This window comes from Vibrio sp. OY15, from assembly GCF_000742455.1.
In the GTDB taxonomy this organism is placed as follows: domain Bacteria; phylum Pseudomonadota; class Gammaproteobacteria; order Enterobacterales; family Vibrionaceae; genus Vibrio; species Vibrio alginolyticus.
On the sequence record NZ_JPIL01000023.1, the window covers coordinates 20,940 to 38,674 of the forward strand.

General features: G+C 44.5%; 20 protein-coding genes. 7 read left to right on the forward strand and 13 right to left on the reverse strand.

Translation table 11 applies throughout. The features are described 5' to 3' along the window. Window positions 1–21: 21 nt before the first annotated feature. Complete coding sequence (gene ftsY, locus IJ23_RS20910) at window positions 22–1,236, reverse strand: signal recognition particle-docking protein FtsY (protein WP_033907268.1); 1,215 nt, start codon at window positions 1,234–1,236, stop codon at window positions 22–24. Between the two features lie 230 nt (window positions 1,237–1,466). Between ftsY and rsmD the strand changes: the two genes are divergently transcribed. Together rsmD and IJ23_RS20920 are read left to right on the forward strand one after the other, a co-directional pair. Next, window positions 1,467–2,066, forward strand: coding sequence for a 16S rRNA (guanine(966)-N(2))-methyltransferase RsmD (gene rsmD / locus IJ23_RS20915; RefSeq protein ID WP_005378702.1), 600 nt, complete (start codon window positions 1,467–1,469; stop codon window positions 2,064–2,066). Between the two features lie 25 nt (window positions 2,067–2,091). Beyond that, window positions 2,092–2,358 carry a DUF1145 domain-containing protein gene (locus IJ23_RS20920; protein WP_005378704.1) on the forward strand — a complete coding sequence of 89 codons (267 nt, stop codon included), beginning with the start codon at window positions 2,092–2,094 and terminating at the stop codon, window positions 2,356–2,358. A gap of 57 nt (window positions 2,359–2,415) precedes the next feature. On the opposite strand, the gene IJ23_RS20925 is transcribed toward IJ23_RS20920, so the two are convergent. The 4 genes from IJ23_RS20925 to IJ23_RS20940 form a co-directional block, all read right to left on the reverse strand. Next, window positions 2,416–3,000 carry a YhgN family NAAT transporter gene (locus IJ23_RS20925; RefSeq protein WP_005389671.1) on the reverse strand — a complete coding sequence of 195 codons (585 nt, stop codon included), beginning with the start codon at window positions 2,998–3,000 and terminating at the stop codon, window positions 2,416–2,418. A 106-nt stretch (window positions 3,001–3,106) separates the two neighbouring features. After that, on the reverse strand, window positions 3,107–3,328 hold the full coding sequence (locus IJ23_RS20930; RefSeq protein ID WP_005378711.1) for a YecH family metal-binding protein: 222 nt from the start codon (window positions 3,326–3,328) through the stop codon (window positions 3,107–3,109). 69 nt (window positions 3,329–3,397) lie between these two features. Then, window positions 3,398–4,018, reverse strand: coding sequence for a lysoplasmalogenase (locus IJ23_RS20935; protein WP_005389670.1), 621 nt, complete (start codon window positions 4,016–4,018; stop codon window positions 3,398–3,400). Window positions 4,019–5,099: 1,081 nt separating this feature from the next. Next, window positions 5,100–5,468 carry a hypothetical protein gene (locus IJ23_RS20940; protein WP_005378717.1) on the reverse strand — a complete coding sequence of 123 codons (369 nt, stop codon included), beginning with the start codon at window positions 5,466–5,468 and terminating at the stop codon, window positions 5,100–5,102. A gap of 328 nt (window positions 5,469–5,796) precedes the next feature. Between IJ23_RS20940 and IJ23_RS20945 the strand changes: the two genes are divergently transcribed. Next, on the forward strand, window positions 5,797–6,126 hold the full coding sequence (locus tag IJ23_RS20945; RefSeq protein ID WP_005389668.1) for a DUF2500 domain-containing protein: 330 nt from the start codon (window positions 5,797–5,799) through the stop codon (window positions 6,124–6,126). Here the strand turns inward: IJ23_RS20945 and IJ23_RS20950 are convergent. From IJ23_RS20950 to rhtB, 7 genes are all read right to left on the reverse strand, one after another. Continuing rightward, window positions 6,123–7,136 (reverse strand): acyltransferase, encoded by a 1,014-nt coding sequence (locus IJ23_RS20950; protein WP_017636080.1) that lies wholly within the window; start codon window positions 7,134–7,136, stop codon window positions 6,123–6,125. The genes IJ23_RS20945 and IJ23_RS20950 overlap by 4 nt on opposite strands. Window positions 7,137–7,419: 283 nt before the next feature. Next, window positions 7,420–8,637, reverse strand: a complete 1,218-nt coding sequence (gene arsJ, locus IJ23_RS20955) for an organoarsenical effux MFS transporter ArsJ (RefSeq protein ID WP_005378722.1) — start codon at window positions 8,635–8,637, stop codon at window positions 7,420–7,422. A 254-nt stretch (window positions 8,638–8,891) separates the two neighbouring features. Continuing rightward, window positions 8,892–9,386: a cyclin-dependent kinase inhibitor 3 family protein gene (locus IJ23_RS20960; protein WP_033907269.1), complete on the reverse strand. Its 495-nt coding sequence runs from the start codon at window positions 9,384–9,386 to the stop codon at window positions 8,892–8,894. Between the two features lie 13 nt (window positions 9,387–9,399). Then, window positions 9,400–10,401 (reverse strand): ArsJ-associated glyceraldehyde-3-phosphate dehydrogenase, encoded by a 1,002-nt coding sequence (locus tag IJ23_RS20965; RefSeq protein ID WP_005383630.1) that lies wholly within the window; start codon window positions 10,399–10,401, stop codon window positions 9,400–9,402. Window positions 10,402–10,443: 42 nt separating this feature from the next. Beyond that, a complete protein-coding gene (locus tag IJ23_RS20970; protein WP_005378730.1) occupies window positions 10,444–10,779 on the reverse strand; it encodes a metalloregulator ArsR/SmtB family transcription factor in 336 nt (111 codons plus the stop codon). A 154-nt stretch (window positions 10,780–10,933) separates the two neighbouring features. Next, window positions 10,934–12,157, reverse strand: coding sequence for an EAL and HDOD domain-containing protein (locus IJ23_RS20975; protein ID WP_005378731.1), 1,224 nt, complete (start codon window positions 12,155–12,157; stop codon window positions 10,934–10,936). A 24-nt stretch (window positions 12,158–12,181) separates the two neighbouring features. Next, a complete protein-coding gene (rhtB, locus tag IJ23_RS20980) occupies window positions 12,182–12,799 on the reverse strand; it encodes a homoserine/homoserine lactone efflux protein (RefSeq protein WP_005378732.1) in 618 nt (205 codons plus the stop codon). Between the two features lie 65 nt (window positions 12,800–12,864). Between rhtB and IJ23_RS20985 the strand changes: the two genes are divergently transcribed. After that, on the forward strand, window positions 12,865–13,875 hold the full coding sequence (locus tag IJ23_RS20985; RefSeq protein WP_005378733.1) for an alpha/beta fold hydrolase: 1,011 nt from the start codon (window positions 12,865–12,867) through the stop codon (window positions 13,873–13,875). A gap of 244 nt (window positions 13,876–14,119) precedes the next feature. Then, a complete protein-coding gene (locus tag IJ23_RS20990; protein ID WP_017636084.1) occupies window positions 14,120–14,944 on the forward strand; it encodes a Cof-type HAD-IIB family hydrolase in 825 nt (274 codons plus the stop codon). Window positions 14,945–14,994: 50 nt separating this feature from the next. Here IJ23_RS20990 and IJ23_RS20995 read toward each other — a convergent pair whose 3' ends face one another. Then, window positions 14,995–15,465 carry an EVE domain-containing protein gene (locus IJ23_RS20995; RefSeq protein ID WP_005378735.1) on the reverse strand — a complete coding sequence of 157 codons (471 nt, stop codon included), beginning with the start codon at window positions 15,463–15,465 and terminating at the stop codon, window positions 14,995–14,997. Window positions 15,466–15,512: 47 nt separating this feature from the next. Here IJ23_RS20995 and IJ23_RS21000 point away from each other — a divergent pair, with 47 nt between their 5' ends. Both IJ23_RS21000 and IJ23_RS21005 read left to right on the forward strand, forming a co-directional pair. Beyond that, complete coding sequence (locus tag IJ23_RS21000) at window positions 15,513–17,063, forward strand: COG3650 family protein (RefSeq protein WP_033907271.1); 1,551 nt, start codon at window positions 15,513–15,515, stop codon at window positions 17,061–17,063. Continuing rightward, window positions 17,063–17,659: a tRNA-uridine aminocarboxypropyltransferase gene (locus tag IJ23_RS21005; RefSeq protein WP_033907272.1), complete on the forward strand. Its 597-nt coding sequence runs from the start codon at window positions 17,063–17,065 to the stop codon at window positions 17,657–17,659. Before IJ23_RS21000 ends, IJ23_RS21005 begins: the two co-directional genes overlap by 1 nt. Window positions 17,660–17,735: the final 76 nt, after the last annotated feature.

Below are 17,735 nucleotides of genomic sequence, written 5' to 3' on the forward strand. Positions count from 1 at the left end.
GTTGATTTCCTCTAACTCTTTTTATTCTTCACGACTAAACAGTGCGTCAATAAACTCTTGAGTTTCAAATGGACGCAAGTCTTCGATACCTTCACCCACACCAATGTAACGAATTGGAATACCGAACTGATCAGCGATAGCGAAAATTACGCCGCCCTTGGCTGTACCATCCAGCTTAGTCAAAGTAATCCCGGTTAGAGGGGCAACATCACTGAAAAGTTTCGCTTGGCTAATGGCATTTTGTCCTGTACCTGCGTCAAGCGTTAGCATGATCTCATGTGGTGCAGAGTCATCAATTTTCTTCATCACACGTACAATCTTACGCAGCTCTTCCATTAGGTTCGCTTTGTTCTGTAGACGACCTGCTGTATCAGCAATCACCACATCCACACCACGTGCTTTTGCCGCTTCAATCGCATCATAGATAACAGAGGCACTGTCTGCGCCAGTATGTTGAGCAATCACAGGAACATTATTACGTTCACCCCACACTTGTAGCTGCTCAACCGCTGCGGCACGGAAAGTATCTCCCGCTGCAAGCATCACTTTTTTGCCTTGAGTTTGGAACTGCTTGGCAAGCTTACCGATGGTCGTGGTTTTACCCACGCCATTTACACCCACCATCAAGATGACGTAAGGCGTTTTGTTGCTATCGATTTCTAGTGGCTGTTCGACTTTAGAAAGAATCTCAGCCATTTCTTCTTTCAACAAACCATAAAGGGCTTCGCCGTCTTTCAGATCGCCACGTGTGGCTTTTTCTGTCAGGTTGTTGATAATTTTTGTTGTGGTATTCATGCCCACATCAGCAATAAGCAGTTGCTCTTCTAGCTCTTCAAATAAGTCCTCATCGATTTTCTTACCGCTGAACAGACCGAAGAAGCCAGCACCAATATTTGCTTTTGTTCGGCTTAGGCTGCGTTTAAGACGAGCAAAAAAGCTTTCTGTTGGCTTTTCTTGTTCTTGAACACGAGGCGCGGCCGATACGACTTCTGGCTCTTCTGCTTCTGCTTCTGCTTCTGCTTCTGCTTCTGCTGGGGCAGCCTCTGATTGTTTCGCTTCTTCTTCAAGTTCTGGCGTTGCTTCCGCTTGCTCAGCAACCGCTTCGGTTTGCTGCTCTTCAGAAGGCGCTTCCACTGCTTCTTCTTTTACTGTTTCTTCAGTTTTTGGTTTTGGGCTTTGTTCTTCGTCACCAAAACCTAGCCACGAAAGTAATCCGCGCTTCTTTTTTTCCGTCATCTGGGGCTATCCTAGATTGTTCTTTTATCTATTAATGACTCTTTTTTGACAAGATTATTATCTGTCTAAAAAAGGCTAATGACAAAGTTCTGAAAACTTTCCGATTAGGTAATTCTAATCTTATTAGTGTTACACTCTGTCATCTTGAATATTCTGGGCTGTATCCAAGCTCCAAGCTCATTGCTTGGGCGATTAGATATAGTATCACTTTATTAGCGGTCAAAAAATCTATGGTAAGACGTCGCCAGCAAAACTCATCACAAAAAAAGCCAACAACGGGCTTTGTTCGCATTATTAGTGGCTTATGGAGAGGCAGAAAACTTCCTGTACACGATGCTGAAGGCTTACGCCCCACGACCGATCGCGTCAAAGAAACGCTGTTTAACTGGTTAGCTCAAGATGTACCACAGGCAAAATGTCTCGACTTGTTTGCTGGCTCTGGCGGCTTGGGATTTGAGTCAGCTTCGCGCCAAGCAGAGCAAGTGACCATGGTTGAGCTAAACCCACAAGCTTTCCAACAGTTACAAAAGAATGTTGCCTCTCTTAACGCGAACAACATCCAAGTGGTAAATACCGACGCACTGAGTTTTTTGAAGCAACCGGGTTCTGCTCACCATGTGGTGTTTATTGACCCACCGTTTCGCAAAGGTCTATTGGATGAGACCGTGGCTCTGCTAGAACAAAATGGCTGGCTCGCGGAAGATGCGATGATTTATATTGAAACAGAAAAAGAACTCAATATTGCCGACTTACCAGAAAACTGGCAATTACATCGAGAAAAAACAGCAGGCCAAGTGAGCTATCGTCTGTACGAACGTACCTCCGCATAACGCCTCGATTTAAAAGGATACTTAAATGAAAGCACTAATTATGCTGGCCAAAGCGGCTATCGCCTTTGTTTGGTTAGTATTAATCCTAAATATTTTTATGCCCTTTCCCGGCAATGCCGCGATTGCGCTATACATCATGACCGCTTTTTTGTTCATCATGCACGGTTTACAAATGGCCATCTTCATTGGTGCATTTGGCGACAAAATAAAAATGAGCAGTTGGGAAAAATATTCAATCCTGATTTTTGGTATTTTTGCCCTACTCGATATTCGTCGTAAACACATGATGTAATCGCTCAGATACGAAAAAGCCGCTCTTGTGAGCGGCTTTTTTTCTGCGTTTCGTTCGTCACCCAATGTAACTTTTTACACCATCCAAGAACATTTGAGTGGAGATCATCACCAGTAACAAGCCCATTAAGCGTTCTACCGCCTTCAAGCCACGTTCACCCAACAAGCGATTAAAGAAGCCATAAAACATCAGTATAAAAAATGTTGCGCCCCACGCAATTACGACTGATGCTGACATTTCCAACATTTTCTCTGGATGTTGCGAAGACAGTAAAAGCAAGGCTGCAATCACTGAAGGGCCTGCGATCATAGGAATGGCCATCGGAACAATAAAGGGCTCCTCGCCTGCTGCCAGTCCAGTGATGCTGCCAGCACTCGGGAAAATCATCTTAATCGCAATAATGAAGAGAATAATGCCACCAGAAATGCTGAGCGTTTCTGGCTGGACATGCAAAAAACTTAAGATGCTTTGTCCTGCAAACAGAAATAGCATCAAGATCAGTAAGGCAAACAGTAGTTCACGAATCAATACCTTACGACGACGCTTGGGATCGATATGTTTGAGAATAGACAACACAATCGGCAAGTTACCGAGAGGGTCCATGATTAGAAACAGCATGGTCGCTGCAGAAAGAATGTCCATATTCTGGCCTCACCTAAAAAATGGCGGCCAGTGTATAGCAAACTGACAACATGAGTATATGACTGAGGGCGAAAACACCATATTCACCCTCGATCTTAGCCGCCGTTTAGTGATTGCAAACTCGCGCCATATTGACCACAAACTTACCTTCAAGCTCACGAATTTTGTCGCGCTTGAGCAAAAATGCTAGTAATGCATCTAAGTCTAGATCATTCAGTTTACAGGTGTGAAAGCGAACGCTAGCGCCAAAGTGCTGTGTGAGGGCTTCGCGATCCATTGGCGTTTCTCTAAGTAGGTTTAGCAGCTCGTGAGCATGGATTTCACTCATTATTGACTCCAGTTATTAAGAACAATGCGTTCAGTTTACTGAAATCCTCAAGAGCTGCTTTGACTTAAATTAGTAAATGATTGAGGCAACAATGAGGGCATGAGCAAAAAAGTAACTGCCACTCACCCACAAATAGGCGTGTTTCATCGGTTTTCGATAACCGTGTATCGCGTATGCCAGCGCCGAATAGATCAGAACTAAGGTTCCGCTAAAGCCGATAGCATTGGCGTAACTCGGCACTTGTAACCAAACTTCACCGGCAGCCCAAGCAAGTTGAACCAGCATCATCCCCATGATCACAACGGGGAATACCAGAGAGTCGAGTTGAGGTAGCAACAAAAAGAACGCTACGATACTCGCTGCAAGCAGCAGGGCCAACAGCCACCAGACAATCTCACCATTAAGCTGCACCCAAAATGACTTGCTGTAGCATACCTGGGCAACCAGATAAGCCGTAAAATAGATTAGCTTACGAGTTTTAAACGAGTGCAGCGTATCTGCCACCATAGACACAATAAGCCCACCCGCAATCCAGTAGGTATATGTTGCGGATGCACCTTGAGTTAACACCAACACAAGAAGAAGTAGCAGAGTAAAGATTTTAAACACGAGGGATTGTGTCGGGTTAGCTTGCTTTGCTCCCAACACGGAATACACACCTGATAGCCCTATCGCCAGCCAACTCCACATGCAGTATACACCTTTTACTTAAACTCGCCGCTAGTCTAGGTAGACCAGTTTTGATGTAAAGACGCAATCTACGAAAGTTGGATCTCGCTAGCGATTCGAAACATTTTGTAACCCTCAGCCTACGTAATAATAAAGCCGATGAGCCTGAATGATGCCACTAAACATTGGGGCCAAGCTTTGCTCATCAGCCGAACCCATCAAATCACACGACACAATAACCAACGCTTTCTAAAACTATTTAACTGAAAAACAGATAAGTGCTCCAGGTAAGCCGCCACTTCACAAACTGACGATTAAACCACCAGGATGTATGTAATGCAGGCAACAAGAATAAATAACAGACACAAAATAGAAAATAGTCTTAGTAGCGCCCTAAGAGAGGAAAAACTACTGATGACTAGGGGTAAAAACTAAGAAAACCGACCTTAATTCAGTAAAAAAAACATCAGACAAGAAAAGTAAGTCAATGATAAATAAAACCATAATTTCAATAATAGATAAAAGTGCGGACTTCATAAACCATAAAATCACTAAACACTTTTGAAGCCCATATTTTCTCATAAGGTAAGAAAATCTCACTCCATGCTTTCGATTTGACGATGCAACCTCATAGCACATTTTTTAATTTTCTCAATTTTTGAGAAATACAGACAAAATAAACACCCAACATACCATTCGAAACAAAAAACAATTACAAAGCCAACATTACAAACCATTTAACATTATAAAATCATACACTTAAAACAAAAAAGGATAGAAATAAAACAATGTGAACACTTTAAATACAGCACAAAAAACATAGTTTCATTAGTCAGAATCACGTAAAACCAGACAAGTTAAGTGTGGTTTTTGAAAAGATTAATGAGCATATGTTGATCAAACCCCAAAAACAGTGCTATATTAAATTCATCGAGTTCATCAAAGATTAAGGGGTAGTGTTATGATTTCATCTTCTCAAAAACAAGGGCTGGTTATGATTGCAGTGGTTGTGGGTTTAATGACACTGCCAATGATGTACTAACCAAATGATTTAAAATAAAAAAGGACGCAAATGCGTCCTTTTTTATTTATCTGTATAGCTCTACTGAATGTGCTTAGACAAAATATCCCAGTGCATATAGTAGAAACCAAGAGCGGCCAACGTAATCAACGTCATTAGCAAAATTGCTGTACGCCAAATAAAGCGAGAGCTTCTTGGTGTCAGCTCTTTTTCACAAGCATCACATGCCGCCATAAAGCCTTTACGATCATCCAGCTTGTAATCGTCTTCGTGCACCACTTTGTTACGCACGGTTGCGATGAATCGAAGCTTTGCTATCACGTCATGCGGTAAACGTTCTTCACAACTATTAATAAGTTGGTGCAACCCTTTCCCTTCTGCATGGTACTGAGTACGCAAAAGTTTTTCGATCGTTCGGGTACGCATGACTACTTTTTCAATATCTGACATCGTAACCCTCCTTACCAGACCCTTCCTATGTTCATTATTTTTATTCTTCTATAAATTTAGAGCTTTTTCGAGCCGTTAAGTGCAATTTTACTTTCAATTTGTGCCCTTGAGCTCATATAGCCAGACAAGTGAAATCTGCTTAGTTCAGCTTTAGTGACGTAGCTTACAGATGAAGCAACAATTTCATCGCGTCCCCATTGAGATAAACCGTGAAGTGCGCCGAATAAAATTCATGTCCCTTTCATTAGATTATGAATAAGTTACCTCAACTCATCGTTTCGTCAGCGAGTTCTGTAGAATGGGACCCGATAAAACATTGGAGGTTAATATGCCAATCTCACTTATTGTCGCCCTATTCGCCCTTATTGCCTTGGGCGCTTGGGTGTTTTTCCGTTTTTATAGTAAGCACTATGTGGGCGAAGACGCTCCAGAGCAAAGCGCGCAGGTAACGGTTTTAGATAAACAAGCGATAGACATACCAAACGCACCACCAGGTCAAGACGATCAAGAGTATTGGATTTACGTTCAACGTGGTTCTATCGGTCCAAAGCGTGAATTCCAAATTGGAGTGCATTACTACCATGCACTCAATCCTGGAGATAAGGGAACACTGACCTATCGCGGCAACAAGTTCCTTCACTTCGCTATCAAACGTTAAGGCAGTAACCAACGAGTCTTGGCAGAACGAGAAAAGAGATAGCTCATCGCCAAGGCTCCAGCTCCACTTAGAACGATCCAGACTGGAATCACCCACGCAGGATGTCCTGTGTACCAACCGAACTCTTTCATCGGCCATAAGAAAATAGGATGAAGTAAGTAAATCCCTAAGCTGTGCTGACTGATCACACTTACCACTTTTTGTACTTTTGGTGATAAGCCTTCACCAAAGTAACGCCCGATCATAAAAATCATCGAAGCTGCTAGAATCACATTCAGTGTTTTATAAGAGAGCCAGCGCCCAACCGTATACTTCTCCGCCTCTAAGCTATTTGTCACAACCATCGTAAAGGTCACAGCCAACGCCACGAGTCCTAGCCCAACAAATAGGGTCACCATAGAGCGATTCAAAGGTACCTTTTGAAATAAAACATACCCCAGTGGAAGGTAACCCATATAAAGCCACATCTGATTACTCCAAGGGCCATCAATCTTGAACAAGAACAGTGTGCTGGTGAAAAGCCAAAATGCGAGATAGGTATACAAGACGTTGTCATCCACGTTGCGTACCATCCATTGAAACAGCGGAATCACAAAATACAGTGGTATAAAGTAATAGAAAAAGCCGAGATGGTAATACGTTGCGTGGAATGGGCTATTGCTTAATACCTCTTTTACGGTTTCAAAATCAAAGCCTTGAGAAGTCCAACCTGAAAGGTATGCATAAAACATCGACCAAATAAGAAATGGAACTAAAACTTTGCCCAAACGCCTTTTGATATAATACTTACCGTCAAATGGTCGAGTGTCACTGAGCATTAGCGCTCCGGTGATCAAAATAAAAACTGGCACTGCCCAGCGGGTTACGCTATTCACGCCTACCGCTGTCAGCCATTGGTCAAATGGAATCACTCCTAACTCATTTCGATACGGTGCCAAGACGTGAATGGCGATCACTGCTACCGCTGCGAAGCAGCGCAATAAATCAAAAAACAGAACCCTTTCTCTCATACCTTTCCCTACTTTGAGTCGCTTATCGTTTATAGCATAGGGTAAATCTCAACCAGTGAAATAGTTAACAATCTGTTTTTGCTTATTTTTAACTCAACAATGACCTACAACGGGGATTTCATCACCACTCTAATCACTTAACGAGAACCAAAAACCAAGCATCAGTATTCACTCTCGATGCCAAACCGAAACAATCTGATTACAGCAAACGGCGCATAAGAAACAAAAATGGCTCCGATTTGGAGCCATTTATACCATCTACAGATAGCGATACTGGGGGTAGTTACGCAGTAGCAACATTAGCTTTTGGCAACTTAATTGAAATCAGCGTCGTCAGTGCCAAGAAAGCAAAAGAAACCCATAAGCACGCTGCAAGACCAGCCTCTTGGTAGATCCAACCCGATAATACCGTGCCAATCAAACGTCCCATCGCATTGGCCATGTAGTAAAAACCGACATCCAACGAGACGCCATCGCCTTTAGCGTAGCTCACTATCAAGTACGAGTGCAGCGAAGAGTTAATGGCAAACACAGCGCCAAAAATCATCAAACCTACCACAATCACCAGTTCAGGCTGCCAACCGATTTGCACACCATAAGCAATACCAGCCGTAATTAACGCTAGGATTCCTGCCCACACCAATGCTGCACTACCATCAGGCACACGACCTTGCGCTTTGCCAGTAATACGCGGCGCAAAGCCTTGCACAAACCCATAAGCAATGACCCACGCTGCGAGAAAGCTACCAACCCACAAGTGATCCCAGCCAAACACGCTACCAAGATAAATAGGCAGAGCAACGACAAACCACACATCACGAGCACCAAACAAGAACATGCGTGCTGCGGATAAAATGTTTATCGATTCAGACTTGGAGAATATTTGGCGAAACTTAGGTTTACTCTTTGCTTTACCCATGTCCGCTTCTAGCCAGATCATGCTGCAAACAAACACTAATGTAAGTACACCCGCCATAATAAACATCGAGTTTTGAAAACCCACCCAAGACAGCAGCAAGCCACCAACAAAAAAGCCCGCTCCTTTGAGTGCATTCTTCGAGCCAGTCAAAATCGCTACCCATTTGTAGAGCGCACCTTGCTGTTCGTCTGGTACTAGCGTTTTAATCGCGCTCTTAGCACTCATTTTGTTCAGATCTTTGGCAATCCCCGACAGAGCTTGCGCTGCCATCACCCAAGGAATGGTCAGCCATGCATTTGGTACTGCGAGCATCAACAACGCAAACACTTGCATCGCTAAACCAATGTTCATGGTTTTATTTAGGCCTAACCTTGCGCCCAACCAACCACCAACCAGGTTTGTCACCACACCAAAAAATTCATAGAAAAGAAACAGTGAGGCAATAGCTAACGTGGAATAACCTAAGTCATGAAAATAGAGCACCACCAGCATACGCAGTGCGCCATCGGTCACCGTAAAGTTCCAATAGTTAAACGTCACTAACATGTACTGACGAATACTTTTGCTTAATTGAGAAATCATATTGACCTCATATGTACAGCGATAGAAGCATTTAGATCATCATGTTCTAAATACTTCCTAACCTGTACAGCAACATTGACCAATACAATGTTGCTGTGATTTTCAAAAAATGCCCCAACATCAATAAAAAGCAAAATACACCTTAAAAACAATGTATTAGTTAATATTAATGGCTTTTTTTGTAAACAGTCGTATCCTGAAGAAGCTCGAATTTAGCTTTTGGATCATAATGAACCAAAAGCTATTTAAGCTGATCAAGCGTCTTGAGCCACGCGTTCGATGTACTCAACTTGCACAGGTTTTGTAAATGCACCAGGGCGCAATGCCTGTACTTCTCGCACGATATCTTCTAACTGCCATTCCTTTTCTAGGAGTAGGTGAGCAGCGAACAAACCTGTGCGCCCCGAACCACCCATGCAATGCATCGCAACTTTGCCACCTTGAGCAAGAATCGCGTGCAGTTCCGGACTGGCTTGTTGCCACTTCGTCGCAAATTCTTCATCTGGTGCGCAGTCGTCTTCAATCTCGATCTGGAACCATTTCATACCCAGTTGCTGAGTGGCTTCACCCAATGCAGAGACATTCTTCGCAGCTAATTCACTATCATCTAATGCAGTAACGACCGCTTGAACACCCTGCTCTTTCAACTGTTCTAACGACGCATGCAAATCGACACCTTTCGTTCCTGGGCACGGTGTTAAGATTAAAGCACCGGAGTCCAAATCTAATTGCCATGTAGGATGAGACATTGTGACCCCCTTTTTAAGCCAAACCAACGTTACGAACCAGCTCTGCTGTGCGCGTTGCATAACCCATTTCGTTATCGTACCAAGCGTAAATCTTAACCATACGAGAACCCACAACCATGGTTGATTGCGCATCAACGATGGTTGAACGTTGGTCGCCTTTATAATCGATAGAAACTAAAGGACGCTCTTCGAAGCCAAGGATGCCTTTCAAATCACCTTCAGATGCTTCTTTTAACAGTGCATTCACTTCTTCTGCTGTGGTATCACGCTTCACATCAAAAATGATGTCTGTTAACGATGCGTTTGCTAGAGGTACGCGAACCGCATGACCATTAATTTTGTCTTTTAATTCTGGGAAAATTTCGACAATCGCCTTCGCGCTACCCGTCGTGGTCGGGATAAGGCTCATGCCGCATGCTCTTGCACGGCGTAGATCTTTGTGTGGCGCATCTAAAATAGTTTGCGTATTCGTCAGGTCGTGAATGGTCGTAAAAGAAGATTGTTCGATACCCAATTTCTCATGAATGACTTTAACCACAGGTGCGATACAGTTAGTCGTACACGAAGCTGCTGTCACGATACGATGTTTTTCAGGGTCGAAAATATGGTCGTTCACGCCCACCACAATGTTCGCGATACCTTCTTCTTTCACAGGTGCGCTTACCACGACACGTTTCACGCCTTGCTCTAGGTATTTGTTTAGGAATGATGTTTTGCGATGTACGCCTGTCGCTTCAATCACAACATCACAATCAGACCAGTTCACCGCATCGATATCGCGTTGTTGAGTCGTGGCGACACGCTTGCCGTTGATGACGAGCTCACTGCCTTCGACCTGAACTCCATGATGCCAACGACCTTGCACTGAATCGAATTCTAATAAGTGACCAAGCGTAGCTGCGTCACCTGCGACATCGTTGATTAACACAAACTCCAATTCTGGCCAATCAAATGCCGCTCGCAGCGCTAAGCGACCAATTCGGCCAAAGCCATTAATTCCTACTTTAATTGTCATAGTTTTACCCTCTAATCTTCTACCTTGAATCTCTATTCGCTGTTAACAGCAAGCCTCACGACTTTTATCGTGTAAGCGAGTGATGTCGTCTTGGTATTCCTGCTTCAAACAGTTTGATGCCACTAAGTCTTCAATTAACTTTCGCATCCAACCTGGTAATTGCTGTGATAACTCGTAATACACCCATTGCCCTTGGCGTTTATCCACCAAGATGCCACTGGATCGTAACTGAGCAAGATGACGAGAAACTTTCGGCTGGCTCTCTTGTAGAGCAAACGCCAAATCGCCAACGCAAGTTTCACCTTCACGGGCCACGAGCATTAAACAACGTACGCGTGTTTCATCGGATAACAGCTTAAAAAACTGATGTGGAAGCATAATGAACATACCTATATATGGATATGCGTATATGTTTATTTAATTAAGATATATCGTCAAGAGGAAACCGTCCATCGTCATAAAAGTTTCACATCTAACGAACAGCTTGATTGTAAAGAGAGAGATTCAAAGAGATAAAAGATAAGACAAGAAATTATGCAGTCGCGATGCTTTGACTCCAGCGAGCCGCTTCACCTAAGGAGAGCTTCACTTCCTCTAAAGGCAACCCCAATTGCATCGTGATTTTTTCAACCCCTGACCAATCGGCACGCTCGTAGCACTCTTCGAGGGAAATAAGTGCACCATAAACCCCTTTGCGATGTAATAGCGCTTGTTGTACTGAATGACTAAGCGGTAACTGCCTAACTAAAGATTCCACCGAAAGATCCAGCAGCGCATCTAGAATCGACAGCAAACCAACCATGAAACCTTGCTCGTTGAGGTGAGAGAATGGCTGATAGCGCGACATCAATTGGCAAAATTGAGCTCGTTGCAATGAAAGGTGATACAGCTCTCGAGGCTTGTTACTGGAGATATACGATGCCACAACCAAAGAGACAAACTGCTTAAGGTTATCCTGGCCAAGATAAATCAATGCCTGACGAAAAGAGCTGATTTCGACAGCCAAATTCGGCGCTTGCGTATTTACAAAACGCAATAATTTATACGAAAGCGCGACATCTTGCGTAATGATGGACTCGATACGAGTAAAGTCAGGCTCAGGAGCACAAACTTCACGAAACAGTTGCAATGCCAACACTTGCTCAGGACTGACGTATTTAGTCTGCGAGACGAGTGGCTTGCTAAAAAAATAACCTTGGAAAAATTTAAAGCCAGCCGCTTTCGCTTGCTCAAACTCTTCTGCGGTTTCAACACGTTCTGCTAAAAAGTGGTATTTGACGCGTTTGGCAAGGTGTGTTTTGACCAGTTCACAGGCCTTTTCAAGCCCCATCGCCATAATGTCGAGCTTCACAATATGCACATATGGCAAAAAACGACGCCATTCTGGTGTTAGGGTGAAGTCATCCAAAGCGATCAAGTAACCTTCTCGATAAAACTCACGAATCGCATCAAGAAGCTCATCCGTAGGTTGGCACGTTTCCAACACTTCGATGACAATTTTGTTTTTCGGCAAACTGCGCGGCAAACGTCGCACCAAGCTTTGATGAGGAAAGTTAATAAAGCATCTTGAAGAGGCAATCACTGGGTTAGTACCCAATGATAGGAAGTTTTCGACGATCAGTCGGTATGTCGCTCGATTTGAATCAATATGTGAAGGGTATGCGTTACTCTCCCCGTCTCGAAACAACAATTCATAACCCAGCGTCTGTCTTTTTCGGTTAAAGATCGGCTGGCGAGCGACATACGTTGTATTCATGCTAAAGAAGGACCTATAAATGGCTTATGACTTTGCAGCTGCTAATAATGCACCACAACCCATGAACATTGAACCGAATACTTTGTTTATTTTTCCCATGATTTTATCGGAGCGAATAAAGCGTCCCATTTGTGCTGCCAAGCTCGTGTAACCCAACATTACACACGCATCAATCACGACCGTAGTGACGCCAAGCACCAACAGTTGCGTGATTTGGTCTTTTGCCGGGTCAATAAACTGCGGGAACAACGCCACCAGAAAAACAATCGATTTAGGGTTGGTGAGGTTAATCAACACTGCCTTGTACAACAGCGCCGTGCCTGACATCTCGTTGTGGTTTTCAGCTGCGACTAAGCTTGATGTATCGCGCCATTTCTGAATCCCCAACCAAACCAGATAAGCGGCACCAACCCATTTAATGACAGAAAATGCGGTTGCTGACTGCGCGACAAGCGCACCAATACCCGCCCCCACCAGCGCGATGTGGATAACTAAACCAATTTGTAAGCCAATAATGGCACCCAGTGATTTACGGGTACCGTAACTCAAACCATTACTGATTGAGTTCACCGTGCCAGAGCCCGGAGCCAAACTAAAAACGATTGCTGTTACTACATAAGCTAACCAGACATGGGTATCCATTGCATTTCCTCACTAATTCTTCGATGATACATCGCGTAAACAACGTATCTTCAGGTAATCAACTAATGGCGACTAACCATTCACCTTTGACTTATACTCAAGAGACATTATTTGAGCAAGCAATTGGTGGTCCGATCGCAGCACTTTGGCAAACTCGCCAAGAGGGCTTTGTTAAAGGGACTGAGAAAAAGAACATTTACTGGTGCAAGCTAACCAACCCAGAGCATAAAAAAGCCGTGCTCATCGTAAATGGACGCATTGAGTCTTCCTGGAAATACCAAGAGCTGTTTTACGATCTCTACCGCCAAGGTTTCGATGTCTATTCCTTTGACCACCGCGGTCAAGGTTTATCAGATCGTTTATTATCTGACTCAGATATGGGTCACGTCTATGACTTTACTGATTATATTGATGATATGGACATCGTCGTAAAAAAACACGACCTTAGCGAATATCAACAATGCTTCATCATCGCGCACTCTATGGGCGGCGCGATCGCCACACGTTACCTGCAAACTCACCCAGAACACCCTTTTACTGGTTTGATTCTAAGTGCGCCCATGTTTGGCATTAACCTGCCATGGTACCTATCACCAATAGCGATTCCGGTCACACAAATTATGTCAGCGGTATCGACTTTGCCACGCTATGCACCAGGACATCAGGCCTACTTCCCTAAGCCCTTTGAAGATAACCCACTTAGCCAAAGTTACGGCCGCTACCAATGGTTCCGAAACCTATATACGGAAAAACCGGAACTGCAAGTCGGTGGGCCAAGCACTCGCTGGGTTTGGCAAGGGCTCATGGCCGCTAAGCAGTGCTTTTTATTAACTCGCCAAGTCAAAATACCAGTCATCCTAATCCAAGCCGGAAACGATCGGATTGTTAGCAATCTCGCGCAAAAGCGTTTTATTGATAAATTGCGGAAAACCAACCCGCACGCGGAGCTGCTTTCTATCGAAGGCGCACAGCATGAAATCTTGTTCGAGACCGACAAGTATCGTAATCAAGCTCTCGATGCGATTTTCCGCTTTATGAATGACCCTAAATCGCCATCAAACGAACAAGCACAATAAGAACTCTAGGCGACCATTTCACGACTAAGATTAAAGAGGAAATGTCTACACATCGATTTACCCTCTTTTTCATCCTCATTTTGGCGTACACTGCTTGAACTTGGCTACTTTGACACAGTGTTTAACCGCATAGTGCTACGGGCCCAAGTTCCCCCGCATTCGGAGCAGTACGATCTAGTCAGTCTGCTGTACTCCGTTTGCAATTCACCTGTTCCACACTATCCAAACCGTTTACGAGGACTTCATGAGCACATCGCTACCTTGCAAAGAGATCACCAAAATCGTTGCCTCTGATCTGGATGGCACGTTACTCGCACCTAACCATCAGCTCAGTGCTTACTCAAAAGAGACGCTAAAAGCGCTGCATGAAAAGGGTTATACCTTTGTCTTTGCAACCGGCCGTCACCACGTAGACGTTGCGAGCATCCGTCGCCAAGTTGGCATTCCAGCTTATATGATCACGTCGAATGGTGCCCGAGTGCATGACCAGGAAGATCAGCTAATGTACAGCGAGAATGTCCCTGCGGAACTGGTACAAGGCGTGATCGACACGATCAAACATGATCAAGAAATACTTATTCACATGTATCAAAATGATAGCTGGTTGATGAACAAGGATGATGAAACGTTACGTGACTTCCACGATGAATTCACTTACGTCTTATTTGATGAAGACCACGCCCCAACTGACGGTATTGCGAAAGTTTTCTTCACGCATCCAGGAGAAGACCACGAACGTTTGGTCGTATTTGAAAACAAACTACGTGAGCAGTTTGGTGATAAGCTGAACATCGCATTTTCAACGCCTTGGTGTTTGGAAGTAATGAGCGCTGGCGTGTCTAAAGGTCATGCTCTTGAAGCGGTAGCGAAAAAACTCGACCTCACGTTAGAAAACTGCGTAGCATTTGGTGATGGCATGAATGACGTAGAAATGCTGTCGATGGCAGGTAAAGGGCTAGTTATGGGTACATCACACGAAAAAGTGATGAAAGCTCTACCAAATAATGAAGTAATTGGCAGCAATGCAGAAGATGCGGTTGCACACTACCTACAAGAACACTTGCTGTAAGCTTCAATACTCCAAATAATGAAGGGCTGCACATTCGCAGCCCTTCTCTTTTATCGCTGACTTGGCAGCTTCTCTTTGCCAAGAATCGCGTCCCATTCTTCTTCTGTCACGGGCATAATCGACAAGCGATTTCCACGTTTCACCAACGGCATGTTCTCAAGTTCTGGCATCGCTTTCATCACCGACAACGGAATCACTCGCGCCGTTTTACGTACAAACTCGACATCCACCATAATCCAACGCGGGTTGTCTGGGTCTGACTTTGGATCGTAATAATCGCTTTCGGGATCGAATTGGAAATGATCGGGATAGGCTTCTCTCACAACTTTAGCAATACCTGCCACGCCAACATGTTTACAAGAAGAGTGGTAAATCAGGACTAAATCGCCCACCTTCACTTGGTCACGCATCATATTGCGCGCCTGATAATTACGAACTCCCTCCCAACATGAAACCTTTTGGGTTCGAAGCGTGTCAATAGAAAAGGTATCTGGTTCAGTTTTAAATAACCAATATGCCATAATGCCATCCGATGCCGATTGAGTAACAATAATGAGGAAGATATAACATGAAGGCTTTGAAAAACCCAGTGGCGCTTGCCACCCTGCTGGTTCTGCAAGCATGTAGTTCACAGCCGCCACAATCTGGTGCTGCTGACCCAACCTCTCCACCAGCAACCTTAGATAAGCCTGAAACCATTCAACCTCAAACTTTTATGCTGCGCGGAAAAGTGATCGTCGGTCACGAGAGCCAATACATCATGCCTTGTGGCAGCGACAAGCAATATTGGTTGCAACTATCACCACAGCAAATGCAACGAGCAATTCAGTTAAATAACGAGCCTTACCAGACTATGTATGGCGAGGTTATCGGCCACCTCAACCCACCGGGCATCGATGGGTTTTCTGCTGATTTCGATGCTAACTTTGTCGTGGAACAAGTGAACTTCCTCACAACGGAAAACCCAAACCGTTGTCAGCAACCAAACAAACCAACTCGCGTGTTTGGTAATGAGCCTTCTTGGTCGGCAAGCTTTGAGGCTAATGGACTAACATTCCAGCAAATCGGCAAACAAACCACAAAATTAGCGATTAACAGCAGTCAGCTTCAACCTCGCCAGCGCACTTATCAACTGCAAGGTGGTGAGCTTCGCTTAACAGAAAACCTCTGCTCAGACACAATGAGCGATTCTTTGTATGGCTGGAAAGCAACACTAAAACATGATGGCGAGACGTATCAAGGTTGTGGTATGACTGCAAACGTCGATGCAACGCTTGGCTGGGCTAATACCTATGTCGCGACCTCAACCCAATCACAAGGCTTTGAAGTACAAATGACCTTAAACCCAGACCACAGCGCCACAACAAAATACCGTTACGCCAATGGACAAGCACCATTAATCGAGCGTGGTTACTGGCAACAGTTAAGTCCGTCTCAGGTTCAAGTTGTCATGACGCATCATCAACAGCAAAGGCTAATGTCAGAGCGACTGTTTACTCGAGAAGGCAATCAGCTCAAAGCGACCAAAGAAAAAGTCGGTAACTTGGTATACCCAATCGCCGATGGTGGTTTAGTCCTTTATCCTGCCACCGTTCGTGATGAAGGCATCATGCAACCAGCCGAAAAACGCACCAACAACCCCATCGGTAGTGCTGACGTCCCTTCTAGTGCAGAGTTTGATTCAAAAGTAGATGCCGCGGTGCGCAACTACTTCTTTATCCATCAAACCACCCCCAACAATAACCAATACCGTTGGCTAACTTACGACCTCAACAGCGATGGTAACGAAGAGCTATTGGTACAGTTGGATTGGTGTGGTTCCGGTGGCTGTACATTGCTGATATTTGAACATCACGAAAAGGAATGGCGATTTAATAGCCGCATTACACTAGTGCAAAGCCCGATTATGCTCGGCCAACAAACCTCTCATGGTTGGCGAGATCTGATTTTTAATGTCAGCGGTGGCGGAGCTAAAGCGGCTCAACACGTGATGCAATACACTGGGGTTAGCTACCCACTCAACCCAAGCATGGCGCCAACGGCAACGCCGAACCAAGTCAGTGGTGTGCGTCTGTTCTCTGATGGGATAAGCCCGGTGCGCGAAGGAGTTCGTCTGTAATGTCACAACCGTGTCCAACCTGCGGTTTTCAATTCAATTGTATGTGCTCGCTAATGCCGAAACTTAACAGTGAGCACAACATCCTGCTGTTAATGCATCCGAATGAACTGAAGCGTGATACTAATACCGGCCAGCTACTAGAGCAGTGCCAACTCAACATTGAGCGAGTAATCTGGGATCGCAAACAGCCACCAGCAGAATTGCTCACTCTATTAGCTGATCCGTCGCGGTATCCGGTGTTGCTCTTCCCCTGTGAAGAAAGTATCACACTCGAACATGTGGTACTCCAAAGCCAGCAACAAACCAAAACTCCGCTGTTTATTATTTTAGATGCCACCTGGCAAGAGGCGCGCAAGATGATCAATAAGAGCCGTTGGTTAGAAGGTATCCCTACTATGGGATTGTCTGCGTCGGCGGACTCACAATATCAGCTGCGACGCAACCAACAACAAGGTAATTTGTGTACGTTTGAAGTCGCTGCACATTTGCTCGGGCAACTTGGAGAACAAAACAACCAACAACAAATGCAGCGTTTTTTTGCCCATTACCTCGCTCTGTTCCAAGCTGAAAAGAGTGGACACGCTCTTAAGCGTTAACCATTAAGCTCAGTAGAAGAACCAAACAAAAAACGCAGCCTACGCTGCGTTTTTTACGACAAGAAGTTTCACGTGA